Source organism: Streptomyces sp. NPDC006372, assembly GCF_040612515.1.
In the GTDB taxonomy this organism is placed as follows: Bacteria; Actinomycetota; Actinomycetes; order Streptomycetales; family Streptomycetaceae; genus Streptomyces.
Genome location: NZ_JBEXQJ010000006.1, coordinates 57,669 through 79,707 on the forward strand (window position 1 = coordinate 57,669; position 22,039 = coordinate 79,707).

The following is a 22,039-nucleotide window of genomic DNA, read 5'->3' on the forward strand; positions in this document are numbered from 1 at the left end:
CAAGCCGACAGCCGGCCGGCTCCCCCCGAGCCAGGAGACAGCCTCAAGACAAGGACGAACACCATGACTCAGAACGACCGTAGCCCGTCCCCCACCTCGTCGGCTACGACGACCGCGATCACATGGATCAGCGGCTTAACCTTGCTCACCACCGTCATTGCGGTCATCGTGCTCGCGTTGACGGGCCACGGCGAGTATCTCGCTCCCGTCATCGGGCTTGGGGCTGGCGCGGCCGCGGCCGGAGGGACTGTGCACGTACGGGTGCATATCCGTCGCTGAATAGGGCTTCATCCTGTAGCGACCCGGCGCCGTGTCCGTCCTGAGGGACGGGCGGCGCCGGGAGCTGCGGCCTCGTTGCCCTCGGCGGGATGAAGCGGACGTGGTCAGCTGTAGTCGTGCAGTACCACTGCCCTCTGTCTCCGGCTCAGTGAGTACGTCCGGCGGAATGCCCATCCGGAACTCAGAGTTCGGAGTTCCTGTTCGGTGAGGCCTCGGTGGAACGGATCGGTGTCTGGCTTCCTGCACTCGCCGGGCTGGTCGACGTACACGAGCGCGTAGAAGGTGCCGGAGGGGCGCAGCCAGCGTCCGATGTCCGTCAGCAGCCGCTCGTACTGGAGGTACGGCAGCGCGTAGCGGCAGGTCACGAGGTCGGCGCGGCCTGGTTGCAGGATGGGGTGAATGGGATCGCCGTCGATGTCCCAGTGCGCGTACGTGACGCCGGCCGCACCGGCCGCCGTGGCCTGCCGGAGGGCTTCGGCGGAGAAGTCGAAACCGGTGGCGTTCACCCCCCAGGCGGCGAGTTGCCGGGTCCACTGGCCGTTGCCGCACGCCAGGTCCACGGCGGACATCCCGGGCCTCGGGGCGACGTGGTCGTAGAAGAGCTGAGCTTCCTTGTGACTGACTACGGTGGGCCAGCCGGTCTGGTACCAGTGATCCCACTGCTCGGGCGAAAGGCGCACTCCGCCTGGGCTGCCGGTTTCGTGCCCTGTGGCATCGGCGGAGGCCTGCGAGCGGGTCACAGCGATACCTCGCCCGGCATCAGCTGTGCCCGGACGGTCTTGAGCCGGGCGTCCTCGGAGAGGAAGCAGCTGACCGTCGCGCCCAGGAGGCGCGCGTACTTCAGGCCCCTTCCCATCTCACCGTCGATGGCGGCCTCGCTGAGCGGAATGTCCGGGCGCGGGTCTTGCACGTCGATCAGCAGTGCCTCGTCCTCGGTCACGGCCAGTCGTACGGTCATTCGCGCGGGAGTCTCGTCGGCGGGCCGGGCGTGCACGGCGGCGTTGTACGCGAGCCGGGACAGCACCTCGATCGCCGTGACGATGTCACCGGGCCACCTCAGTAAGGTCAGGCGCATGCGGGCATCGTCCCGGAGTCGGCGCAGGCTCGCCGGGGTCATGGCGTAGGACTGGGACCATTCCCGGTCAACGGGCGCGGTGAGGACGGAGACCGGGGCGTCGGCGGGCTCATTGACGGGCGGGAGCGTTCGGTGGTGCCCGGCGTGCGGGTAGGCGGCGAAGGCGGACAGGCTCAGCAGCCACTCACGCAGTTCCCTCTGCTCTGCAGGCGTGGTGGCCACCTCGTGCTCGGCCGGTACGACCAGACCGGCGGCTTCGCCGGTTGCCAGGAGCTGTTGGACGGTGCGCCAGCCGGTGCGGCTGCGGGCCGGGATGTGGAGTGGCGCCAGGTCGTACGCCTCGTGGGTGACGGTCCACCCCCGCTGTTCGGCGAAGTCGCGCATGGATGTGAGCGTCTGGACAGCGATCCGGGAGTTGACGCTGGTCGTGTAGAGCACGACCGCGGCTCCGGCGGGGGCGGCGTCCTTGGCTGTCTGGGGCGGGCCGGAAGCGAGAGGTGTCGAATGGGTCATGCCGTCAGCTCCAGAGCCTTCAGGTGATCGTTTCGGCGCGCTGCAGCCGACGGAGGCAGGCCGAGGTACGCGGGGAAGGTCACGGGGTTTCTCCTCCGGCGGAGGCCGTCTCGATCTCCGCCCAGATGACGGAAGTACCGCTGTGTTGGAGGCAGTGACCGAAGCGGTCGGCGGTTCGCATCAGGAAGGCGAGAACATCGAGGCGGACCGCTTCGCTGAGTGCGTCCGGCACTGGCGCTGAGATACGCAGCCCCGTGTCGCTGGCTTCCGTGCGAACAGCCTCTGGATCGTCGTCGTCCAGGGGCACGCCGAGCGCCGTGCTGAGCATGGAGGCGATCGCGGTGGCCCTGGTCGTCGGCGAGCTCACGGATCTCCCCTGTACACGCGTGATCACGTAACGTATATCTGATGCATTAGCTTGAACCTGATGCATTAACTTGTCAATCGAGAGCCGCAATCCCGGCACTGAGACAGCCGACGACCAGTACGGAGTCCGCGCATGGGCAACGCCGAGCCGCCGCCGCACCAGGTGGTCGCAAGCGACCTGCGGCGCCGACTCGCGGAAGGCGAGTGGGAAGTCGGCGCGAAGCTGCCCTCCCGGGCGCAGCTCGCCCAGCACTACCGCGTAGGCCCCAACGTCCTGCAGAAGGCCACGGAGCGCCTCATCGTCGAAGGACTTCTCGAAGGCCGCACAGGGTCGGGGACTTATGTGGCCCCGCCGCGCGAGCGGCGCCGGATGATCCGCTCCCGGCACCGCGAACGCCGCGGCGGCAGCCCCTTCCGCGCCGACATGTCGGAGATCGGCAGCAACGGAACCTGGGAGGCTTCCTCCGAGGCCCGCACACCCGCCCCGGAGAACATCGCCCGGCGTCTCGGCATCACGCCCGGCGACCCGACCGTGCGCACGGCCTACGAGTTCCTCGCCGACGGCAAGCCCGCCCAGCTGTCCGTCAGTTGGGAGCCCATGGCCATCACCGGCGACACCCCCATCCTGCTTCCCGAGATGGGCCCGCTCGCCGGCAAGGGCGTGGTGGAACGGATGCGCTCCATCGGCATCGACACCGAAACCTGGCTCGAGATCCCGCGCCCTGCCCGCGCCACCCAGGAGCAAGCCGCCCTACTCGGTATCAGCACCGGCGACCTGGTCCTGGCAATCGAGCGGACGTACTACGCCAGCGACGGCCGCGCCGTGGAGACCGCCGACATCGTCGTCCCGGACCGCAGCTGGGAAGTGGCCTACGAGTTCGCCGTCGACCCACCCGAGTCCGCCTGATCATCATCACGGCAACGCCCAGGGGGGTGCCTCGAGGAGCACCCACGGCCGCCAATACCGCTTCGTGCGAAGGCTACTGGCCGAGCAGGGATGCGAGTGCGATACGCAGATCGTCGAGCTTGCGGTAATGGAAGGCGGTCATTCCGGCGTCGCGGGCGGCCGTCACGTTGGCGGCGGTGTCGTCGATGAACAGGCATCGGTCAGCCGTGGCCCCGAGACGTTCGGCGGCAATGCGGTAGACCCGGGGATCGGGCTTCGCAACGCCGATGCGGGCGGTGTTCACCACCGTGTCGGCCACGGCGTCCAGTCCCTGGCGGGCGAGGTCCTGCTCCAGCCGAGTGGTTCCGTTGGAGACCAGGGCCACGGAGGCGACGGTACGGACCTGGGTGAGCAGGGCCACGAGTTCCCGGTCCACGATCGGAACGAGTTCGGACCAGGCGGCCACGGCAGCGCGGGCACGTTCCTGCGACCCGCAGGTAGCGGCAAGGTCGGCGGCCACGGCTGACCGCCATTGCTCATCAGTGATTTGCCCGGTGATGGCGGGGTGGACGCGGGACGGCGCGAAGGCCGCGGCGGCGAGTGCACCGGCGGGCAGTCCGTGGGCCTGCTCGATCTCGTCGTCAGTGGGCCAGTGCCGCAGTACGCCGTCGATGTCGCAGAGCACGGCGGCGTACGGCGCGGGAGAGCCGGCCGGGCAGTTCTCAGTCATGCCCGCAGTCTGCTCAGCCGCGCCACGCGGGGAACGCTCATCCGTTCAGGACGACGGGGCGCGTGGGTGCACCGTTTTCGAGGACGCCGGTGATCAGATCGGCGAGACCGAGCGGGTAGACCGTCTCGGCCGTGGCGCGCAGCTCGGCAAGGGTCCACCAGCGGTGCTCGCGGATGTTGTCGGGCTGTGTGGCGCCAGCCGGGTCGACGTCGGCAGCGGAGACGCGGGTGAGGAAGTACTTCTCCACCTGTCGGACTTCGCGTCCGCCGACCAGGTGCTCCTTGCTGCGCTCCGCGAGCTGTGCCCCCAGTTCGACCGCGTTGGCGTCGATACCGAGTTCTTCGCTCAGCTCGCGGAGTGTCGCCGTGGCGTGGTCCTCTCCGTCTTCCAGGGAGCCGCCGGGCGTCGCCCAGAAGCTGCCGTTCTCGTCGTAGCGCAGCAGCAGGACGCGGTCATCGGCGTCCAGGACGATGGCGCGGGCGGCTTCCCTCAGCGGCGGAGTGGAGGTCGTCATGCCCTCCAGTGTGGCAGCCCTCAAAGGGGGGTCAGGACCGCTCGACGAGGTATTCGCCAGTACACGCCGCGTCCAGGTCGCAGACCTGGAGGGTGGCGAGCGCGTGGGCGGGAGTCTCGACGATGGGTTCTCGATCGTTGAAGGACGTGTTCAGGACGACGGGCACCCCGGTGAGCTGGTAGAAGTGCTCGATCAGCGCCCCGTACGCGGGGGCGACGGCAGGATCGACGGTCTGCACGCGAGCGGTGCCGTCGACGTGCACGACTCCGGCGATCTTGTCGGCGTGGTCGGGGCGGACCGGCGGGGCGAGCAGCATGAACGGGCTGGGCACGTCCAGGTCGAACCATGTGCTCGCGTGGTCGGCGAGGACGGCCGGCGCGAATGGCCTGAACGGTTCCCGGTGCTTGATCCTCTCGTTGAGGGCGTCGGAGCTGTCGCGGGTGCGGGGATCGGCGAGGATGCTGCGCGCGCCCAGCGCGCGGGGCCCGAGCTCGCTGCCGCCCTGGAACCAGCCGATGATCTTCCCGTCGGCGATCATCTGGGCGGCCGTACGGGCGATGTCGCTCTCGCGCCGCCACGTGAACGGTGTCCGGCGGCGTTCGACCAGGCCGGAGCGGGGATCGCGGTGCAGGGCCTGTTCGATCTCCTCACTGCTGTAGTCGCGGCCGAAGTAGTCGCTGTTCAGGGGGCGTTTGGGGAGGTCGCCGGTGAGGCGGTGCCAGGCGTAGAGCGCGCAGCCGAGGGCCTGGCCGCGGTCGGATGCGGCGGGCGGGGCGAAATAGCCGGTGACCCCGGGCAGGCGGCGGATCTTGTCGGCGGCGACGCAGTTGAGGGCGACCCCACCGGCGAAGCACAAGTCGGGCAGGCCGGTCGCAGCGATCGTCTGCGTGGCGAGCGCGCACAGGGCGCGCTCGGTTTGGTCCTGTACGTAGGCGGCCGCGTTGGCGGCGAGGTCGCCCTGACCGAGGCTGCCGTACGGACCGAAGTCGAAGCCGGTCCGCCTCGCGAGGTCGGCGACTCCGGGAGCGTGGGTGCGGGTGAGCCGTCCGTGGACCTGGGTGTCGACGACGTCGAACAGCGGGGCGAGGTAAAGGCCCGGGTCGCCGTACGAGGCGAGCGCCATGGTCTTTCCGGCTTCCTGCTCGTGCCAGCCGAAGTGGTTGGTGAAGGCCTCGTACGTCGCGCCGATCCCGGCCGCCCGGGGCCTGGTGGGCGGATTGCCGCCCAGACGCTCGATCCCGTCGGGGGTGGCGGCGTAGTAGGTCTCGGTGTCGTTGTTGTTGCCGCCGCCGTCGACGACCAGCACGGTCGCCGTCTCGCACGGGCTGAGGCAGTAGGCGGTGTAGGCGTGGCTGAGGTGGTGGTCGACCGGGAGGATCCGCTCGCGGTCGATGCCGAGGTGCGCCAGGCCGGTCTCGGCCCGGGTGGGTGGGGTGCGGCCGATGCCGCTGACGGCGACCAGGTCGACGTCAGCGATGGTGAGGCCGGCCGCGCGCAGGCAGTATAGGAGCGAAGCCTCGAAGCCGGGGCTGTAGCGGGTGCGGTTGAGGCGTTCCTCGCCGATCGCGACCATCACGCTGTCGGTGATCAGGGCGGCGCCGCCGTCGTGACCGAGGTTGATGCCGACAACGCAGGGGGTGGTGCGGCTCATCAGGCGGCCCTCCTGTCGGAGGCGGCAAGCGGGTTCCACAGCCGGGTGCGCCCGGCCGGGTCGCGGTGCAGGGCGCCGAGCTGGCAGAGCTGGACGGTGCCGCCGCGGTGGTCGATCGCCGGGCTGAAGGGGTGGCCCAGGGCTTCCAGCCCACCGAGCTGGGTGTAGGCCTCGGTGAACTGCTCGTCCAGCGGCGGCCGCGGGATGGGGGCGGCCGCAGAGGTGAGGCGCCGCGCGGTCTGGTCGAGTCCTGCGTCCGCGAGCACGCCGGCGACTTGGGCGAGGACCGCTTCCGGTGTGGCCCCGTCGGTGTTGATGATCGTCGGTGGGGCTGGGCACAGCGTGGGGGCGATGTCTGTGTAGAAGGTGTGCAGCCGCTCCAGCAGGCCTTCGTCGAACCACTGCTTCCACCTGGGCAGTTCGGCCACCTTCCCGCGGCGTGTCAGGCTCTGGTCGGGGCTGACCAGGAGGATCGCGGTGAGGACCGTCTCTGGGAGTTCGGGAGCGATACGGCGGGCGTAGAAGTCACGCGCGAGGGTGTAGGGCAGGGAGTCCTCGGCGTGGGTGGCGTAGCAGTAGGCCAGTGCGCCGAGGTGGTTGCGGTCGGCGATGAGCAGACGGGTTGACTCGTCGGTGACCAGGCGGCGCATGGCCCGGGCCTTGTCGAGTTCGTGCCGCAGGAACCAGAGGGTGTGTCCGGCCGGACTGGGGTGCACGGGCGCGGCAAGTCCGGTGGCGAGGCGGGCGTTGGGCTCGGTGATCCACATCGTGTCGTCGCCGAGGGCGCACACCATGCGGGCGAGGAGGGAGGTCTTGCCCGCTCCGGGCGGGCCGTCCAGGACCAGTACGGGGGCGTCGTGGGCCACGATCAGGTGTCCTTCCGTGTGCAGGTGCCGGGGCGGGTGAGGCCGGCCAGGGCGAGGGCGAGGTCCTCGACGCGCAGCGCGAGGTCGGCGCTGGTCGGCAGGTCGGCGGGGTGCTGCCCGGACAGGCGGGCGTCGACGGCCGCCCACATGGCGGCGAACGGATCGGCGAAGCCGCTCTGTGTGCCGTCGGCGGTGGTGAGCTGGGTGGTGGCGGCCGGCTCGTAAGGGCGGGCGAAGTCGATGGTGGCGGCCGCCGCCTGGTCGGCGAAGTGGATCTGCTCGCTGAAGACCCCGGCCGGTGTCGCTCCGATGACCAGGGTGAACGGCTCCCCCGCGGGCCCGTGCAGGAGGGCGTGGACGGATTGCCGGGCTGGATCGAGGGTGCACGCGGTGGCGGTGGTGCCGGGGACGGCCAGCACGAGTGCCGTCAGCAGGTGGTAGCCCTGCCACAGCAGGATCTGCAGCGCCGTCACCTGGTAGCGGTCGAGGTGGTCAGGGAAGGGCTGGGGCGGGTCGTTGGCGAACGTGTACGGCGCGAAGCCTGCCGGGAGCAGGCGGCGGCGCGCGGCCTCGTCGACGCCGTCGGCCTTCACCAGCCATCCGCCGGCGGGTTCGGGCACGTGGGCGAGGGCCGCGTGCAGCGCCGGGTCGTGGGCGCGCATCGCGCCGACCTCCAGCAGCAGCCCAGCATCGCGGGCCCGGGCGGCGAGCTTGCGGGTGCGCACGACGTCCAGGCAGACGGGTTTCTCGGTGAAGACGTGGACGCCGGAATCGAGGGCCTTCTCAATCAGGTCCTCGTGCACGCCGGTCAGCACGACCAGCACGTCGGCGTCGGCCAGGAGGTCACCGACCCGGGTCACGGTACGGGGCACGGCGAAGTGCTGCTGCGCGGTGCGGGCCCGTGCGGGGTCGCGGTCAGCGACCGCGATCACGTCGAACGTGTCGGAGGCCGCGAGCAGCGGGAGGTGCAGGCCGAAGGCGGCGGCGCCGCATCCGGCGACCGCGAGCCGCCACGGACGGGCGGGCGCGCTGAGGGTGGGGGTCATCGGGATGCCTCCGCGAGGGTCCAGCAGCGGGTGGCCGCGTGGTGGGACAGGCGGGCGATCTCGCCTGCGGGCAGCGCCCGCAGCTTGGGGTTGAACAGCTCCACGCTCACCGGCCCGTCGTACCCGGCCCGGGCCAGGGCGTCGGCGAGGGCCGGCCAGTCCAGCGCTCCGTCGCCCGGGAACAGGCGCTGCGCATCGGTGAGCTCGCCGACGGTGCGGTGGGCGGGGGTGTCGGCGATCTGTACGTGCGTGATGCGGTCCGGGCCGAGAGCGGTGATGTGGCCTGGGTCGGATCCGGCGGCCTTCCAGTGGAAGGAGTCCACCAGGACACCTGCGTTCTCTGCGCCGGTGTCGTCCAGTAGTTCGGCGAGTTGGGGCAGGCTGTCGACGACCGGGTGCGGGCCGTCCAGCTCGGGCGGCAGCCCGGTGTGGATGCTGACGGCCTCGACGGCGAGCCGCACGCCGTATGCGGCGGCCGCGGTGGCGAGTTCGGCGATCCGCTCCCGCGCGACCGTCCGCGCCTCGGTCGTGTCGAGCGGGGAGCGGGGGTTGAGGACGGTCGTGGCGACGGTGCAGCCCAGTTCGGCCATGGTCTCCAGCCGACTGTCCAGACCGTCCAGGCAGGCGCGGTAGGTGTCCGGGTCGACCAGCAGCGGGGCGGGCAGGACCGGCCCGGCGGGCAGGATGCCGCTCGCGGCCGCCACGCTCACGCCCATCTCTTTCAGCAGGTCGCGTAAGGGTTTGGTGCCGTGGGATTGGGCCTGCTGGATGGAGACTTCGACCGTGGGGAATCCGGCGCCCGCGGCCAGGGCCAGGAACTGTTCGAGTGGGATACCGGAGAGGGTGGCCGGGTTGAGGCAGGGCACGAACCGGCCGGCAGTGTCGGTGTGGGGCGCGGTCATGCCGTGGACAGCTTCCCGTCCAGCAGCTGCTCGCGCAGCGTGCCGAGGTCCGCCATCACCGCGTCGATCACCCTGCGCACTCCCGCTTTGCCGAGCGGGTGGGGGCCGGGGGTCTGCACGATCGCCTGCCATGGGTCGGTCAGGTCCCGGCCGGACTGGGAGACGAGCACGACCGCGCAGTCCAGCCCGGTCTCCTCGTGCAGGCGGCGGGCGGCCTCGGCGGCGGCCAGGTTGTACAGCTTGCCGACGTGGTAGACGGGGTTCTTCCCGGAGACGCCTTCCGCGGACCAGGGCCTGAGCATGCTGATCAGGCCGTTGGCGCGGTTGCCGCGGCCGACGACGCCTTCGTCGCCGGACTCGATCGACGAGCCGGTCGCGGTCAGGTACAGCTCGGGACGGCTGTCGTCGTCCCGGGTGTTGACGGCCACGGTCACCTGGTGCTCGGGTGCGATCGTGGACGCGAGTTCGGTGATCAGGTCGCGGGCCTGGGTCCGGCGGGCGATGTAGGTGTCCAGATCCGCCGTCTCGCGGGCGATCTGCGGCACGCACGCGGTCAGCTGCACGCTCGCACCGTGCCGGACGACCATGAGCTTGATGTCGGTTCCGTAGTAGGGGTGTTCGGCGCGGAACGCCTCGCTCGTCAGCTGCTCCTCGATGCCGAGGGCGAGCTGCTCGGCGATGCCCAGCGGCCAGTAGGCGACGCCGGCCGAGGTGTCGTTGGAGAACATGCGGTGGCGTTCGGCGAGGTCGTCCAGGGTGCGCGGGGCGAACCACCGCTGACGGGAGGCCTCGCGTTGGGCGGCGTCTGCAGCGTGGACGGCGCCAGGGCTGGAGGCCTGCGTCAGCCGCGGCCGTACGTCGACCCACCGGGTGACGTCGAGCAGCGGCAGAGCGCTCGCGAGGTAGTCGCGCGCGGCAGCGGTGACGATGTCGGCGACCGGGATGGCGTGGTCGCCGAGGGCGGCGGTGATGCGCCCGTTGACCAGGACCTGGACAGGCGCGGTGAGTTCGCCGTGGCCGAAGCGCACGTCGGCGGCTCCGCCGAGCAGGGACGTCTTGTCGGTGTTGTGGTGCAGGATCGCGCCGAACTCCTCGAGGCAGTAGCGGCTGTAGGCGCGGGAGATCGCCTCGGCCACGCCGTCGGCGAGGGTGTCGGGGTGCCCGGCGCCCTTGCGTTCGACGACCTCTGCGCTCAGCGCGGCGGAGGCGGTGGGCAGGCCGGTTGTGGTGATCACGTCCATGCGGGGGACTCCTTCGTCGGGGAGTGCTGAGCGAGGCCGATGGAGCGGCGGCCCAGCAGGCGCAGCCGGCCGCGTTCGAGGTGGTAGGCGCCGATCCGGGCGAGGTCGCGGGCGCCTTCTACGGCGCGGGAACGGTCCAGGAACGTCCACCCGGCGGCGAGGTTGATAACGGCGGCGTGCACCGCCTCGCGGCCGGCCTGGATCGCCGCGGGCTCCACGATCACGCTCAGGTGCATCCGGGCGACACACACGCCGTGCCCGGCGCCCTGACGCAGGAAGTACCTGAGGGTGGTCTCCGGGCGGTAGACGGGATGGGAGGCCACGGCGGCCGGCTCGATGAGGGTCTGGTGGCCGGCCTGGCGGGCCCGGTCGATGAACTCCAGGTCCTCGCAGTCACCCATCCACCGGCCCCGCCGCCCGAGATCGGTACGGAACAGGCCGATGTCGAGCGCGGTCTGGCGGTGAAAGAGCAAGTTGCAGCCGGTGACCCAGTACGGCCACACCGCGACCTCACGGCCACCCGGCCAGTCGACCGCGCCGTGGCACTCACGCAGCGCCTTGGTCAGGGCGACGACCTGCCCGCCGGGGTACTCGACGGTCGTGCGGCCGCCGACAGCGAACACATTCTCCTTCTTGATGGCGTCGAGGAGAGTCTGCAGCCAGGCGGGCTCTGGGGTGATGTCGGGATCGGTGATGGCGACGTATCGGCCGCGTGCCGCACAGATCCCTCGGTTACGGCCCGCACTCAGGCCCGGCGTCGGCTCGTACAGCACTCGCACGGCGAAAGGCCAGTCGCCGTCACGGACCGCTTCCGCGATCAGGCGGATGGGACCGGGCGGGTCGTTGTCGACCACGACCGCTTCCAACTGTGCGGCGGGCAACGTCTGCTGAGCCAGGGCGTCCAGCAGATTCCGCACATTCTGGGTGTTGCCGCGGGCGCTGACGACCACGGACACGAGCGGTGCAGCAGGTTCCGGCATCGGCACATCCCTCCCGATAGAGGTCCATCCATCGCCGCCTGCCGTGCCGCGGCATCAGGAGAATGGGCTTCAGCTTCTCGACGTAGCCGGCCCTCGGGCAGAGGTCCCGGGGAGGTCCCGTCCTGCGCGGAAGAGTCACCAGAGCCGTGCACTGAGTGATTGGATGAAGGCGTGGAAGAGACCCCGCACCCGCTGGTACTGGCGCGCAAGGCGGCCGGACTGACGATGGAGGGCCTCGTCTCCGGCATCCGCGCCGCTGCCGCCAGGCGAGGCCTGCGCTCAGGCGTCGACGAGGCGCGGGTCCGCAAATGGCACCGCGGTACCCGCCCCAACGACGAATCGCAGGTCTACATCGCTGAAGCACTCGGATGGCCGGCGGACATCGTCCGAGCGGAGGACTGGCCGAACTGGCTGCCGCTCACCACGGACGGCGTGGTCCCACTCGGACCGAACAGCTTCGTACTCGCGTTGAGAGAGGCCCTGCGAACAGCGATGGACCGCCGCACCTTCTTCACGATCTCCGGCGCCGCTCTGTCCACGCTCGCTGCGGACTGGGCCGCCGGCCCGGCCGTCGAGCTCGCCCAGAGCCATGACGGACAACCCGTCGGTGAAGAGTTCGTCGCCTTCCTGGAGAGCACCGCACAGCAGCTCACGGGGTTTGCCACCGAGCATCCGCAGCAGATCCCCATCCTGTTAGAGGCGCAGCTGTCCGCAGTGACCGACCTGCTCGAAAACAGCCGCTACACACCCGCCCTTGGGCTGCGTCTGCACGCCCTTGCGGCCTCCTTGTCGCAGACAGTCGCCTGGCACGCCTTCGACCAGGGCCGCCACACCCAGGCCAGTCAGAACTGGGTCGCCGGTCTACACAACGCCTATGCGGCCAGGGACTTCGACATGGGCGCCGGTCTCCTGGGCGACCTTGCCTACCAGGCTGCCTGGCGTCTCGACCACGCCACCGCGGCGGACATCCTCAACCACGCCCTGACCCGGGCCCAGAACCCCGCCGCCCGGTGCCTTCTCCAGCTCCGCCTCGCCCGCACCCTCGCCGCCCGAGGCGGCCGAAACGAACGGCGTGCCGTGCTACGCGCCCTCGCCGCAGCAGAACAACACCTGAACGACGCCGGTACCGACCGGCCCACCTGGTGCGTCTGGGTATCCGAAGCCGACCTTGCCGTGGACTCGGGCCAAGCCCTCCTCGACCTCGGCGACGTCGGCCGCGCCCACCACCTCATCACCGAGGGAGAGCGCCTCCTGCCCACGTCCCGGGACAAGACGAGAGGCGTGTTCCTCGCCTACCGCGCCACGAGCCTCCTCGACCTGAAGGAACCAGAACCCGCAGCAGCCGCCGCCACCCAGTCCCTCCTCCTGGCCCGTCGCACCGAAGCTCCCCGCTGCGTCAGACTCGTCGAGGACCTCCTCCCCCGCTTCCAGCCCTACGCCCACGCCCAAGGCGTTGAGGAACTCTTCCAACTCGCCACCGCATGACGAGGAGCTTCTTCTCGCGCGAGACCAAGCGGATCCTGAACGGCGGGGTTGCTGAAGACGACGGCGGGACCGTCCCACGACGAGCCCGCCGTGGTGTCAACGACGGGCCTCCCACCACAGGATCAACAGCGTCACAGCGCCGCTCCCGAGCTTGTAGGCAGCGCCCTGAAGGAATTCAGTGGGGATGCTTCGCCCCTGCTGGCCGATCCATTTGCGCAGGTGACGAGCCATTTCCGTGCGTCGCCTCGCCCAGCGGGACAGGTGCTTGGGCTGACGTTTCGCGTTACTCTCCTCCATGGGGAGTTCCTCTCGTTGATAGGCGTGCTGGAACACCGCGCAGGGAGCCCTCCCAACTCAGAGGCCTAGGAAACCTGTTGGGGATGCAAGGGCTCCTTTTGCGCGGAACAGCAGTCTAGTGATGGGCGACTGACACATCGTTCAATGAAGGTCGGCCTGCCACAGACTCGTTGACTCTCCTGGACTCAATGTGACTCGGCTCCACTTCGTGTGACTAGGCGAAACTCGGCGCTGGGAAATTCCCAGGTCAGGGCGACATCGCGTAAGGCGCTGTGAGCTTGGCCGTACGTCACATTGGGGTGCTCTAGGCGCCTCCTTCCGGTCCGAAGTCGTGGATGTAGTCCGGGGCTCCCCCTTGCACCCAACGTAGTTCGCCGCGTCCCAAGCGTTAAGGGGCATTGTTCCGGATGGCGGGATTGCCGTCGTGCCAAGCCGGGTTGCGGGCCGCCTCAAGCGGTCCCGACCTCACCGGTCAGCGGCGGGTGAAGTCGTGCATCAGGTCCGCGAGGCGCCGGTCGGGGCGCTGGACGATGATGCAGGAGTCCGGCTTCGCGGTGGCCAGGCGGTCGACTTCCATCTCAAGTCCCCCGGTGGGGGCGCTGGCGAGGCTGGAGCCGGTCCTGCGGACGTACGTCGCGACGGCCTCCAGGGTGGCGAGGAAGGTGCCGTCGGGCGCTTCGGAGTCGAGGACGTCGTCCGTGACTTCGTGCAGCCAGTGCCGTGCCTCCCGGGTCTCGCCGAGGGAGAGATGGTGCAGGTGCAGGCAGTAGGCGGCGGCGCGGTGGCCGGCCCCGGCGGCGAGCTGCCACCAGAACTGGGCGCTTTCCCGGTGGTCGGTCAGGTGGAGCAGGCATGCGAAGACGAGGGCGCCGTCGACGTCCAGGTGGCCGTCGTCCGCGGGGGTTTCGGGTTCCTGGGCGAGGCGGTCGACGTGCTCGGCGGCATCGGGCTTGTTCAGGATCCAGCGGCAGACCACCGACAGCCGCTGCCCGGCCTGGGCGGCGCGGACGGTGTCCGGGTGCGGCTTGGCCGCGACGGCGGCCGCGTCGGCGGCGAGGCGGCGCAGGGCGGCGCCGACGTCGAAGCTCTCACGCGGCGCGGTGGGGATACGGGCGTCGGCCAGGAGGTCGTCGATGGCGGTCACTGTCCTGTCCCCTTCTTGGTCTTGCCGGGAGTAGCGGGCAGGCCCAGTCGGATGCGCAGGCGTTCCTTGCCCTTGCGACCGTGGTAGTCGACGGTGCGGGTGTCCAGGCCCATGTAGCGGGCGATCCGCTTGGTGGGGTAGCCGAGCAGGTGGCGCAGGACGATCACGGTGAACTGGCGGCTGGGCAGCGCCAGAATCTCCTCGTACAGGCCGTCAGCGCTGCTGCTCAGCTCCAGCTGGCTGCGTACCGCCTCGAGGTTCTTCGTTATCGGCCCGTTGATGAGGAAGGCCGGCGGGCGTCCGTCTTCCTCGAGGCGGCGGGTGACGCCGCGGTGCAGCACTGCAAGCGTCTGCTGCTCGAGGTCGCCCTGCTGCAGGAGTTCGTCCCAGCCTCCGAGGATCTCCAGGAACACCTGGTGGATGACCCGTTCGGCGGTGCGCCGGCTGCCGAAGTGGATCTCTGCGAAGTCGTGGAAGAACTCCTGGTGTCCCAGATAAAAGCCCTCGAAGTCCAGCGGCAGATCGGGAGGGGCCTGGACGGGCTGGTCCTTGCCGCCGTCCTGGGGCGATACGTCAGTGCTGACGTCGCCGTTGCCCATGCAGTCCTCCAGGCGGTGAGCACCGGTCCTCTCCGTTGAGGCCGGCGGGTTCGGACGCAGACCAACTGGCCTGCGTGAGCGCCACGTTGGGTCCGGGCTCTCAGGCACCACCCTGTCGTTTTTCAGGTCCTGAAACTCATGCCACCCTCAAAAACTGTGACTCTGCGATCTTCTCCATAAACGGAACGTGATTGCGGCATGGGGTCGCGCGTTCGAGAATGGCCCGTGAGCTGCGGCGATTCCGTTCCGCGCGAAAGTTTCCCTTTCAAGGATCGTCGGGTTCGTGGCATAGGTCACACGGCCTTCGCTGCTGTGTGGACACCTCGTGAAGCGCAACCCGCCACAGGTGGCCGTATGCGCGCAGAACCGATCTGCTGTCACCCGATCGGGGGATACCGGGTGTGCGGACGAGAGCGGCGCTGTCCCGGGCGGGCGTACGGTGACTAGAACTCCAGGTCAGCTACGACTCTGCTGACGGCGGCGACGAACTCCGAGTGCCGCGCGGCCGCGATGGCGACCTGTTCGTCGGCGTGCTCTTCGGCCCGGGAGGTCACGGTCCCACCGGTAGCCAGAGCAACCACCGGTGCCAGCAGAGCGTCGGTCGGCTCGTTGATCTGCTCCCGGAGGTTGGCGGCCGTCTCCTTCAGGGCGTCCGGGCCGAAGATGCGCACCTGAAAGTAAGCGTGGACGACGCGGCTGTCGGTGGCGCGTAGCTCCGCTGCCAGAGCCCTGAGGTTTTCATGCCGGCGGCGGTCCAGCTCGTTGCGCAGAGCGCTCCCCGCGGCAGCGAAGTCGTTGGAGGCAGTCAGCATGGCCAGGCTTGCGTCCACGCGGTGCTGCCGCAGCCAGTCCGCGCGTCCGTTGAGCGTCTGAAGGGCGACCTGCCGTGCGGCTTCCTCACCGGCTTTGGCGGCCCCTTCGACGGCGGCTTGGATGTCGCCCTCGCTCTGGCGCCGGGCCGCGTGTACCGTGGCGCGGCATTGAAGAGCGCTGCCGATGACGGCTCCGGCGAAGCCGGTGACGCCGGCGAGTACGGCGGCTAATCCTGCGTCCATCTGCAGGCAGAGGATCATCCCGGACGCCTTCGCTGTCGGGTCCCATCTGCCGAAAGTGTCCGTCCTGGCGGGCACGGCGCCGGGAGGCCCGGGCGGCCTCGTAGGTCGGCGGACCTCTCAGTGCCTTCTCCGCGCCGCTGGGGGCCGTCCGCACGGTGCGGACGACCCCCAGCGCGTGCTACGCCGTCGGTCGATGCTCGTCGTCGGTCTCACGGGCGGGCCGGAGTGCAGCGACCCGTCTCGTGCGGCTCCGTGCACGAATCTTCCGAGCACTCCAGCTGGCAACTGCGAGTACGAAGGCAGCCATGAGGCTGCCCAGAAATTCAGGCAGCGAGGAGGCAAGTATGCGCAGTACGGACTCAGATAAGGAGATCGTCACATGAACCTCGGGGAGGGGGACGCCCGAGGTCGTGTGCGATTACCCGACCAGGGCGTCTGTTGCGGACAGGTCTGACGTGTGTCCGCTCCCGCCCGGGGCTCGGGGCACATGTGAGCTGCGCAGGCGAATTACTCCACATGGCGATGACGCCACCGGTGGCACAGCGTCAAGAAACTCGTAGTGGCGGTCGCAGAGGGCCCGCGTTAGGAGCGTGTCCGCAATCTCATAGACGAGCTGAAGGAAAGCATCTTCCAGGTCCAGCAGTGCACTTCGAGGCCGTTCGGCATCATCCCAGGGCAACGGCGGGGCGCTGGACATGGAGTCCACGGGGAGTTCTGGTGGCTCCCAGTTCTGGAAGACTCGTAGGGCGCGATGCGGGGGAGGCACAAAAAGGTCTCGCCTACGCATGCGCAGCTCGACGCGGCGAGCGATCTCTTCCTGCTGCCGTTCCTGCCTGATCTGCTCCCGTCGCCGGGTCGCGAGCAGTTTGATGCGGAGCAGCGTGGCTATCTCGGCGGTCTTCCCTGAGCCCACTCCGGGGGTGGCAGTGATGTGCGGAGTCGCAAGATCAATCCAGTCCGCAGACCTGTGCTGTCCGTCAACGAGCCATGGCAGTGACGTGAGCTCGACCCGATAAGGGTCATACCTATCCCACCAGCGTCTCGGTTGCTGGGGGGATACGTCCGTCATGCGGCTCAGCATAGAAGTTGTGACACCACGGGGGTGGCGGAACGAGAAAGCCCGTATCCCTGAGCTTGTTCTTTAACCTCGGGCTGTGCCCCTGCCGTTTGGCCCGCTCGTGGGCCAGTGGCAGAGTGAGCCGGATGATCGGACGCCTGTACACCGTTGTCATCGATTGCCCCGACCCGGATGAGCTCGCCGGTTTTTACGAGAAGCTGCTGTCGCTCTCACGGCAGGCGGACACGGGCGACTTCGTCGTGCTCCAGAACGCGGCGGGCACCCCGGTGGTCGCCTTCCAACGGGTGGAGGACTTTCGCGCGCCGCGGTGGACGGATTCTGCGCGTCCTCAGCAAATGCACATCGACGTGATGGTCACGAACCTCGATACGGCTGAGGCCCAAGTGCTCGCCCTCGGCGCGACGCTGCTGGATGGTTCGGACAAGCCGATCGGTTACCGCGTCTACGAGGATCCCGTCGGCCATCCCTTCTGCCTGATCACTCCCGAGGGAGCATGACCTTTGCCAGTTAGGGTCCGGCGTCGAAATGTGCTTCGAACTGGGTCGCTGACCTGGGTATTCTCCGGACGCTGAGGCGGCCTTCGTCTCATCATGTGCTCCGACCAAGGTGCACCGATCGAGACGAAGGCCGTGAAGGTGAGTCTGCTGCCTGATGCCGGTCCCGGGGAAGTGTTCGCGCAAGCGTCACGCTTCCGGGAGGACTTATTCGACTGCCTTACCGCGCGCGGGGACGAACTGTTCGACCTCGTCGACGCGTTGCTCTGCGCGGACGGGCCGGTGGCCTCGCCGGTGGACTTGACGCTGGTGGCCGAGCACCGGCGCGGACACGGCGCGATGTACGAGGCGCTGAACTGCGGGACCGTCGACGTGCCCCGGCTGCGGCAGGTGCTGGCCGGTCTGTCGATGCCGCAGGCCGCCGACGGGCGCCTGGTCCTGGCGGTCGACGTCAGCAACTGGCTCCGTCCCGACGCGCCGACCAGCGCGGACCGCCTGTTCTGCCACGTCTACGGCCGCAGCGGACGCTCCTCGGACCAGTTCATTCCCGGCTGGCCGTACTCCTTCGTCGCCGCCCTCGAATCAGGCCGGACGTCCTGGTGCCAGTTCCTGGACGCCGTCCGTCTCGGCCCCGAGGACGACGTCGCCGAGGTCACCGCCGCGCAGCTCCGCCGGGTGGTCACGGACCTGATCGAGATGGGCCAATGGCACTTGGGCGACCGCGACATCCTCATCGTCTTCGACGCCGGCTACGACGCCCCGCGCATGGCCCACCTCCTGGGCGGCCTCCCGGTCGAGGTGCTGGGACGGATGCGCTCCGACCGCGTCATGCGACGGCCGACGCCCTCGCTCAAGGAGTACGCCCTGGCCTATCCCCAGGGCGGGCGACCGCCGAAGCACGGCAAGGAGTTCCGCTTCGCCAAGCCGGAGACCTGGGGCGAGCCGGACGCGGCAACCGTGCAGGTCACCGACCGAACGGCACCGCCCGCGCGATGGCATGGGACCGCATCCACCCCCGCCTGACCACCCGCTCCGCATGGATCGACCACACCGGCGAACTCCCAATCATCGAAGGCACGCTGATCCGCCTCCAGGTCGACCGCCTGCCCGGCGGAGGCGAGCCGCTCCCGCTCTGGCTGTGGTCGTCCGCCACCGGCCTGAACAGCGAGGACGCCGACGTGCGCTGGCAGGCGTTCCTGAGGAGGTTCGACATCGAGCACCTCTTCAGGCTGATGAAACAGACCCTCGGGTGGACCCGTCCGAAGCTGCGAACCCCTGAAGCCGGCGAGCGCTGGACCTGGCTGATCATCGCCGCGCACACCCAGATCCGCCTCGTGCGCGAGGCCGCCGCCGACTTGCGACGGCCGTGGGAGAAGCCCGCCGAGCCCGGCCGGCTCACCCCGGCCCGAGTCCGCCGGGGGTTCAGAAACCTCCGCCCACATCTCACCTGCCCGGCCCGTGCACCGAAACCCTCAACACCCGGACCAGGCAGGCCGCTTGGCTCGAAGAACCGGCGGCCCGCCACCCGCTACGACGTGGGCAAGACCGTGAAACGACCCGAGAGCATCACCGAACGAAACCGACTCAGACCATAAAGAACAAGCTGAGAAGCTGTGTCACAACCGACGATCTGTGACGTTCCGTGACTGGTTGGCCGTAGGGCTGGCCTGGGGAGGCCTTGACTCCGCTCTCCTTGACGGCGATATCGCGTCAGTTCGGACGGCCTGGCCGACCAGATCCGTTTCTGTCGATATGCGTGTGCGTGGCGGCAGTTTGGGGTGCAAGCTGCCGGGGTGAATATGGAAGAGGTCCGCGCTCGGTTGGTAGGTCGGTTCGGTCCCGAGGCAGAGGGTTGGCTCGCTGAGGTTCCGGATCTCGCTGCGCGGCTGGCTGCGCGGTGGGGTTTCGTGCTCGGTGAGCTGTTCGCGAGTGGAGCCTCCTCTGTCGTCTGGCGCTGTCAATGGCCTGACGGAACGCCGGCGGTTCTCAAGCTCAGTGCGGATCGGGCGCTGTTGTCCAAGCAGGTGGAGATGCTGCGCTTGTTCGCGCCGTCGGGTCGGGTGCCGGCCGTATTGTCTGCCGACGCGGAGGCCGGGGCGATGGTGTTGGAGGAGGTCCTGCCCGGCACCGAGGCCGAGGACATGCCGCAGACGTCCTTGCCGCAGCAGTGGGGAGAGTTGCTTGCCGCGCTGCACGCCGTGGCCCCACCCGCGCACTGGCCACTGGATCTGCGCGGTCGGTTTGACGAGGCCTTCGTCCGGATCGGCCGACGGCTGTCCGAGCCGGCCATCGGCGCACGGATCGACCAGGCCTCGTGGCAGCGGGCGATACGGCGCTGTGAGACGTTGCTGGACAGTCAGGCCAGGCTCGTGTTGCTGCACGGCGATCTGCACCTCGGCAACGTCCTGGACGGCGGCCCGTCGCGCGGTCTGATCGCGATCGACCCGAAGGCATGCGTGGGCGACCCATGCTTCGACGCCGTCGACTATGTGGTGGCCGGCGCCGGACAAGAGGGCGTCGAGGCACGTTGCCAGCAGGTGGCGACCGCGTGCGGGCTCGATGGGGACCGGTTGTATGCCTGGTGCCGAGTGATCGCGCCAATGGCAGCCATCGCGCACCTCACCTATGACGGTCCAGAACCGGCGATCGACGAACTACTCTCCCTGTCTCGCTGATCCCACGCAAATAGCAGTTCCTGCCGGTCAGAGCGACCTCGGCTCTCGTCAGCCACGTGTCGTGCGTCCGGCCAGGTCGCTCCAGGACACCCTGCTTCGCGTACGGCGGCGAGGGCCAGGCGGATCGTCTGTGGCTGCATTCGCCGGATGCGTATGGGTTTGGGCTTGCCAGCCGCTTTCACGGGTTCGACGGGGGGTGGTGACGTGCCTGGTGGTCGGGGACCCCCGAACGACTCCAGCAGCTCGCCCAGCTCGGCCTCCACTGGGCGCAGGGGTGACGCGCGTGGCAGGCTGCGCCCGAGGGGTCCGCGCCGGACCCATCCAGCACGGACCCCTCTTCGGCGCGAGGAGCGTCGAACGAAACGCTGGCCGCTACCTCCCCACATCTACGGTGGCAAGCCTGGCTCGCAAGGGACGCCCGGTCGTTTGCACCAGGACCGCGGGCGGGCGGCGCCGCTGCCGGGCCCGGAGACGACTCACCTCCGCGTCGCGGGGAGACCCCCACGGCGGCCAGGATGCGGACGGGGTGGTCGGGATCCCCCGTCCCATGTCGAGATCGACGTCGTGTCTTCCCTGCCGACTCGGGGGTGTTCCGATCGGCAGGGTGGTGCCCGACAGGGAATCGGAGTTCCGTCCTAGCATTTCCGCTGCCCCCGCGGGTCTGGACAGCCGGGGCGAGTCGCTCTGGGGTGGATCAGTGGAACAGTTTGGGGGACTGGCCCCCCCTGATGGGGATCTTCAGTTCCCCCTGCCGACCACTCAGGCCCCAGCCCCGTGCGAGGGGCGGCACCGAGGGGCGGTGATGGTGAGATCGCCATGCGGCCGACCTTCAGTCCGCCGATGTCGAGCCACCTGGCTCGTGCAGCGTTCAGCTCAGGTCAGGCAGCATCGGAATCGGCCACCCCCGCCTCTCGTGCGGTGCCAGCCCGCCAGGGCCCTGGAACTGGGGGTGTCACACTTTCATCGCGTAGACGTTGCGGAATCCGGGATGCTCGCCGAGGCCCCACATCCATCCGTTGCGGCCGTCGTAGCTGAGGTCTTCCGGTCCGCGGGAGACCCGCCACATCTCCTTGGCTGTCCCCTCCTGGTTTGCTCCGAGCAGTGCGGTGCTGAGGTAGCCGTCGTCGTTCCCCACGCTGACGGAGAGGTACATGGTGTTGTTGACGGTGACTGCTCCCTGAACCCCGCGGCCTTCGGGGATGCCGGTTCCCCGGTGGATGGTGTAGACGTCGGCCGCTGTGGCGGTGTTGCCTTCGGTGATCAGCGATCCGCTGGGGCCGTAGGCGAAGCTCCACCGACCGATGCTCTGCGAAACGCCGTCCGTCTCCCATCCGTTCACGATGAGGGTGGTTCGGCGGAACGGGGACGCCAGGGAGGTGCGGTCCACCGCAACCTGGGAGAACCTGAGGGCACCCGGGTTGTTTGACGTGTAGGTGCGGCTCAGGGGCAGCGCCCACGGGGCTTGGGAGTCGCCGGTCCGGAAAATGTCGTCGGTGTTGAACACCAGCAGGGCGCTCTGCTTGCTGTCCGTGACATACAGCCGGTTGCGGTACCAGGCTAGGCCACCCGCGTGCAGGCCCTTGATCACTCCGAAGGTGTAACCGCGGCCACTCGGCTTGGTTTCCACCAGCTTGATGTAGTGGTAGCGCCCGGCCCCGCGGTCGATGAGGGCCACGCGTGCACCCTTGGGATCGTCCTCGTTGTACCAGGAGACCATCATGCGCGTGCCGTCCCGGCCGGTCGCGTCGTAGTAGGTCGTGATGCCCTGGGGCCACCAGCGCCTGGCCTCATCGTTGGCGTCGCGGTCGTTCGGGGACCAGCCATAGGCCACGACAGGGAGGGGTGTGTCCTGCGGCCAGTCGGGAATCTTCGCCGGCACCCGGCGGAACTCCCAACTGCCCACGCGGGGTAAGGGCAAGGTCGTCGCGTTGAGCCTGCCGCGCCTCATGTTGAGCCAGCGGATTCCGCGTACGTGGGTCGCGGTCTTGGACGGATCGTATGTCAGTGCCAGGTTGGGTTTCGCCGGAGCGGCTACGGCCGTCTCCGGCACGAGTAATCCGCCCGCCATCGCGGCTATCGGCGTCGCTGCCATGCCCCGGAGGATGGTTCTGCGTGAGGTGTCCATGACGCCGTACCTTAAGCCGGAATGCCGGGCTCCCTCCG

Annotated in this window: 21 protein-coding genes and 1 pseudogene; 6 read left to right on the plus strand and 16 right to left on the minus strand. The window is 69.2% G+C overall.

Annotation, left to right across the window (positions count from 1 at the left end):
• Nucleotides 1–63: 63 nt before the first annotated feature.
• Nucleotides 64–279, plus strand: coding sequence for a hypothetical protein (locus ABZ016_RS13025; protein WP_356916638.1), 216 nt, complete (start codon nucleotides 64–66; stop codon nucleotides 277–279).
• A gap of 104 nt (nucleotides 280–383) precedes the next feature.
• Here ABZ016_RS13025 and ABZ016_RS13030 read toward each other — a convergent pair whose 3' ends face one another.
• The 3 genes from ABZ016_RS13030 to ABZ016_RS13040 all read right to left on the minus strand — a co-directional run bounded on the left by ABZ016_RS13030 (nucleotide 384) and on the right by ABZ016_RS13040 (nucleotide 2,234).
• Entirely contained in the window at nucleotides 384–959 is a 576-nt protein-coding gene (locus tag ABZ016_RS13030; protein ID WP_356916639.1) for a class I SAM-dependent methyltransferase, read from the minus strand.
• Nucleotides 960–1,015: 56 nt separating this feature from the next.
• Complete coding sequence (locus ABZ016_RS13035; protein ID WP_356916640.1) at nucleotides 1,016–1,867, minus strand: ATP-binding protein; 852 nt, start codon at nucleotides 1,865–1,867, stop codon at nucleotides 1,016–1,018.
• Nucleotides 1,868–1,946: 79 nt separating this feature from the next.
• The gene (locus tag ABZ016_RS13040) at nucleotides 1,947–2,234 is read right to left on the minus strand and encodes a hypothetical protein (protein WP_356916641.1); all 288 of its coding nucleotides are present in this window, start codon (nucleotides 2,232–2,234) and stop codon (nucleotides 1,947–1,949) included.
• A 132-nt stretch (nucleotides 2,235–2,366) separates the two neighbouring features.
• On the opposite strand from ABZ016_RS13040, the gene ABZ016_RS13045 reads away from it, so the two are divergent.
• Complete coding sequence (locus tag ABZ016_RS13045; RefSeq protein WP_356916642.1) at nucleotides 2,367–3,140, plus strand: GntR family transcriptional regulator; 774 nt, start codon at nucleotides 2,367–2,369, stop codon at nucleotides 3,138–3,140.
• Nucleotides 3,141–3,213: 73 nt separating this feature from the next.
• On the opposite strand, the gene ABZ016_RS13050 is transcribed toward ABZ016_RS13045, so the two are convergent.
• From ABZ016_RS13050 to ABZ016_RS13085, 8 genes are read right to left on the minus strand one after another with little or no spacing between them, the layout of a single operon-like run.
• Nucleotides 3,214–3,849 (minus strand): HAD-IA family hydrolase, encoded by a 636-nt coding sequence (locus ABZ016_RS13050; RefSeq protein ID WP_356916643.1) that lies wholly within the window; start codon nucleotides 3,847–3,849, stop codon nucleotides 3,214–3,216.
• 37 nt (nucleotides 3,850–3,886) lie between these two features.
• Nucleotides 3,887–4,363, minus strand: a complete 477-nt coding sequence (locus ABZ016_RS13055; RefSeq protein WP_356916644.1) for an NUDIX domain-containing protein — start codon at nucleotides 4,361–4,363, stop codon at nucleotides 3,887–3,889.
• 31 nt (nucleotides 4,364–4,394) lie between these two features.
• Nucleotides 4,395–6,014, minus strand: coding sequence for a carbamoyltransferase C-terminal domain-containing protein (locus tag ABZ016_RS13060; RefSeq protein ID WP_356916645.1), 1,620 nt, complete (start codon nucleotides 6,012–6,014; stop codon nucleotides 4,395–4,397).
• Nucleotides 6,014–6,880 (minus strand): AAA family ATPase, encoded by an 867-nt coding sequence (locus ABZ016_RS13065; protein WP_356916646.1) that lies wholly within the window; start codon nucleotides 6,878–6,880, stop codon nucleotides 6,014–6,016. Before ABZ016_RS13065 ends, ABZ016_RS13060 begins: the two co-directional genes overlap by 1 nt.
• Before the next feature lie 2 nt (nucleotides 6,881–6,882).
• Nucleotides 6,883–7,926: a Gfo/Idh/MocA family oxidoreductase gene (locus ABZ016_RS13070; protein WP_356916647.1), complete on the minus strand. Its 1,044-nt coding sequence runs from the start codon at nucleotides 7,924–7,926 to the stop codon at nucleotides 6,883–6,885.
• Nucleotides 7,923–8,828 (minus strand): sugar phosphate isomerase/epimerase family protein, encoded by a 906-nt coding sequence (locus tag ABZ016_RS13075; protein WP_356916648.1) that lies wholly within the window; start codon nucleotides 8,826–8,828, stop codon nucleotides 7,923–7,925. Before ABZ016_RS13075 ends, ABZ016_RS13070 begins: the two co-directional genes overlap by 4 nt.
• Nucleotides 8,825–10,069, minus strand: a complete 1,245-nt coding sequence (locus tag ABZ016_RS13080) for a methionine adenosyltransferase (protein ID WP_356916649.1) — start codon at nucleotides 10,067–10,069, stop codon at nucleotides 8,825–8,827. The genes ABZ016_RS13075 and ABZ016_RS13080 overlap by 4 nt, the downstream gene beginning before the upstream one ends.
• A complete protein-coding gene (locus ABZ016_RS13085; protein ID WP_356916650.1) occupies nucleotides 10,060–11,049 on the minus strand; it encodes a glycosyltransferase in 990 nt (329 codons plus the stop codon). The genes ABZ016_RS13080 and ABZ016_RS13085 overlap by 10 nt, the downstream gene beginning before the upstream one ends.
• Nucleotides 11,050–11,220: 171 nt before the next feature.
• Between ABZ016_RS13085 and ABZ016_RS13090 the strand changes: the two genes are divergently transcribed.
• A complete protein-coding gene (locus ABZ016_RS13090) occupies nucleotides 11,221–12,534 on the plus strand; it encodes an XRE family transcriptional regulator (protein WP_356916651.1) in 1,314 nt (437 codons plus the stop codon).
• Nucleotides 12,535–12,630: 96 nt separating this feature from the next.
• On the opposite strand, the gene ABZ016_RS13095 is transcribed toward ABZ016_RS13090, so the two are convergent.
• The 4 genes from ABZ016_RS13095 to ABZ016_RS13110 form a co-directional block, all read right to left on the minus strand.
• Nucleotides 12,631–12,831, minus strand: a complete 201-nt coding sequence (locus tag ABZ016_RS13095; protein WP_356916652.1) for a hypothetical protein — start codon at nucleotides 12,829–12,831, stop codon at nucleotides 12,631–12,633.
• Between the two features lie 472 nt (nucleotides 12,832–13,303).
• Entirely contained in the window at nucleotides 13,304–13,975 is a 672-nt protein-coding gene (locus ABZ016_RS13100) for a hypothetical protein (protein WP_356916653.1), read from the minus strand.
• Nucleotides 13,972–14,574, minus strand: a complete 603-nt coding sequence (locus tag ABZ016_RS13105) for a sigma-70 family RNA polymerase sigma factor (protein WP_356916654.1) — start codon at nucleotides 14,572–14,574, stop codon at nucleotides 13,972–13,974. Before ABZ016_RS13105 ends, ABZ016_RS13100 begins: the two co-directional genes overlap by 4 nt.
• Nucleotides 14,575–15,017: 443 nt before the next feature.
• Nucleotides 15,018–15,629, minus strand: coding sequence for a hypothetical protein (locus tag ABZ016_RS13110; protein ID WP_356916655.1), 612 nt, complete (start codon nucleotides 15,627–15,629; stop codon nucleotides 15,018–15,020).
• A gap of 1,203 nt (nucleotides 15,630–16,832) precedes the next feature.
• On the opposite strand from ABZ016_RS13110, the gene ABZ016_RS13115 reads away from it, so the two are divergent.
• From ABZ016_RS13115 to ABZ016_RS13125, 3 genes and pseudogenes are all read left to right on the plus strand, one after another.
• On the plus strand, nucleotides 16,833–17,204 hold the full coding sequence (locus tag ABZ016_RS13115) for a VOC family protein (protein WP_356916656.1): 372 nt from the start codon (nucleotides 16,833–16,835) through the stop codon (nucleotides 17,202–17,204).
• A 138-nt stretch (nucleotides 17,205–17,342) separates the two neighbouring features.
• Nucleotides 17,343–18,796, plus strand: a pseudogene (locus ABZ016_RS13120) (NF041680 family putative transposase).
• A gap of 204 nt (nucleotides 18,797–19,000) precedes the next feature.
• Nucleotides 19,001–19,876, plus strand: coding sequence for an aminoglycoside phosphotransferase family protein (locus tag ABZ016_RS13125; RefSeq protein WP_356916829.1), 876 nt, complete (start codon nucleotides 19,001–19,003; stop codon nucleotides 19,874–19,876).
• 952 nt (nucleotides 19,877–20,828) lie between these two features.
• On the opposite strand, the gene ABZ016_RS13130 is transcribed toward ABZ016_RS13125, so the two are convergent.
• Nucleotides 20,829–21,968, minus strand: coding sequence for a hypothetical protein (locus ABZ016_RS13130; protein WP_356916657.1), 1,140 nt, complete (start codon nucleotides 21,966–21,968; stop codon nucleotides 20,829–20,831).
• Between the last annotated feature and the right edge of the window lie 71 nt (nucleotides 21,969–22,039).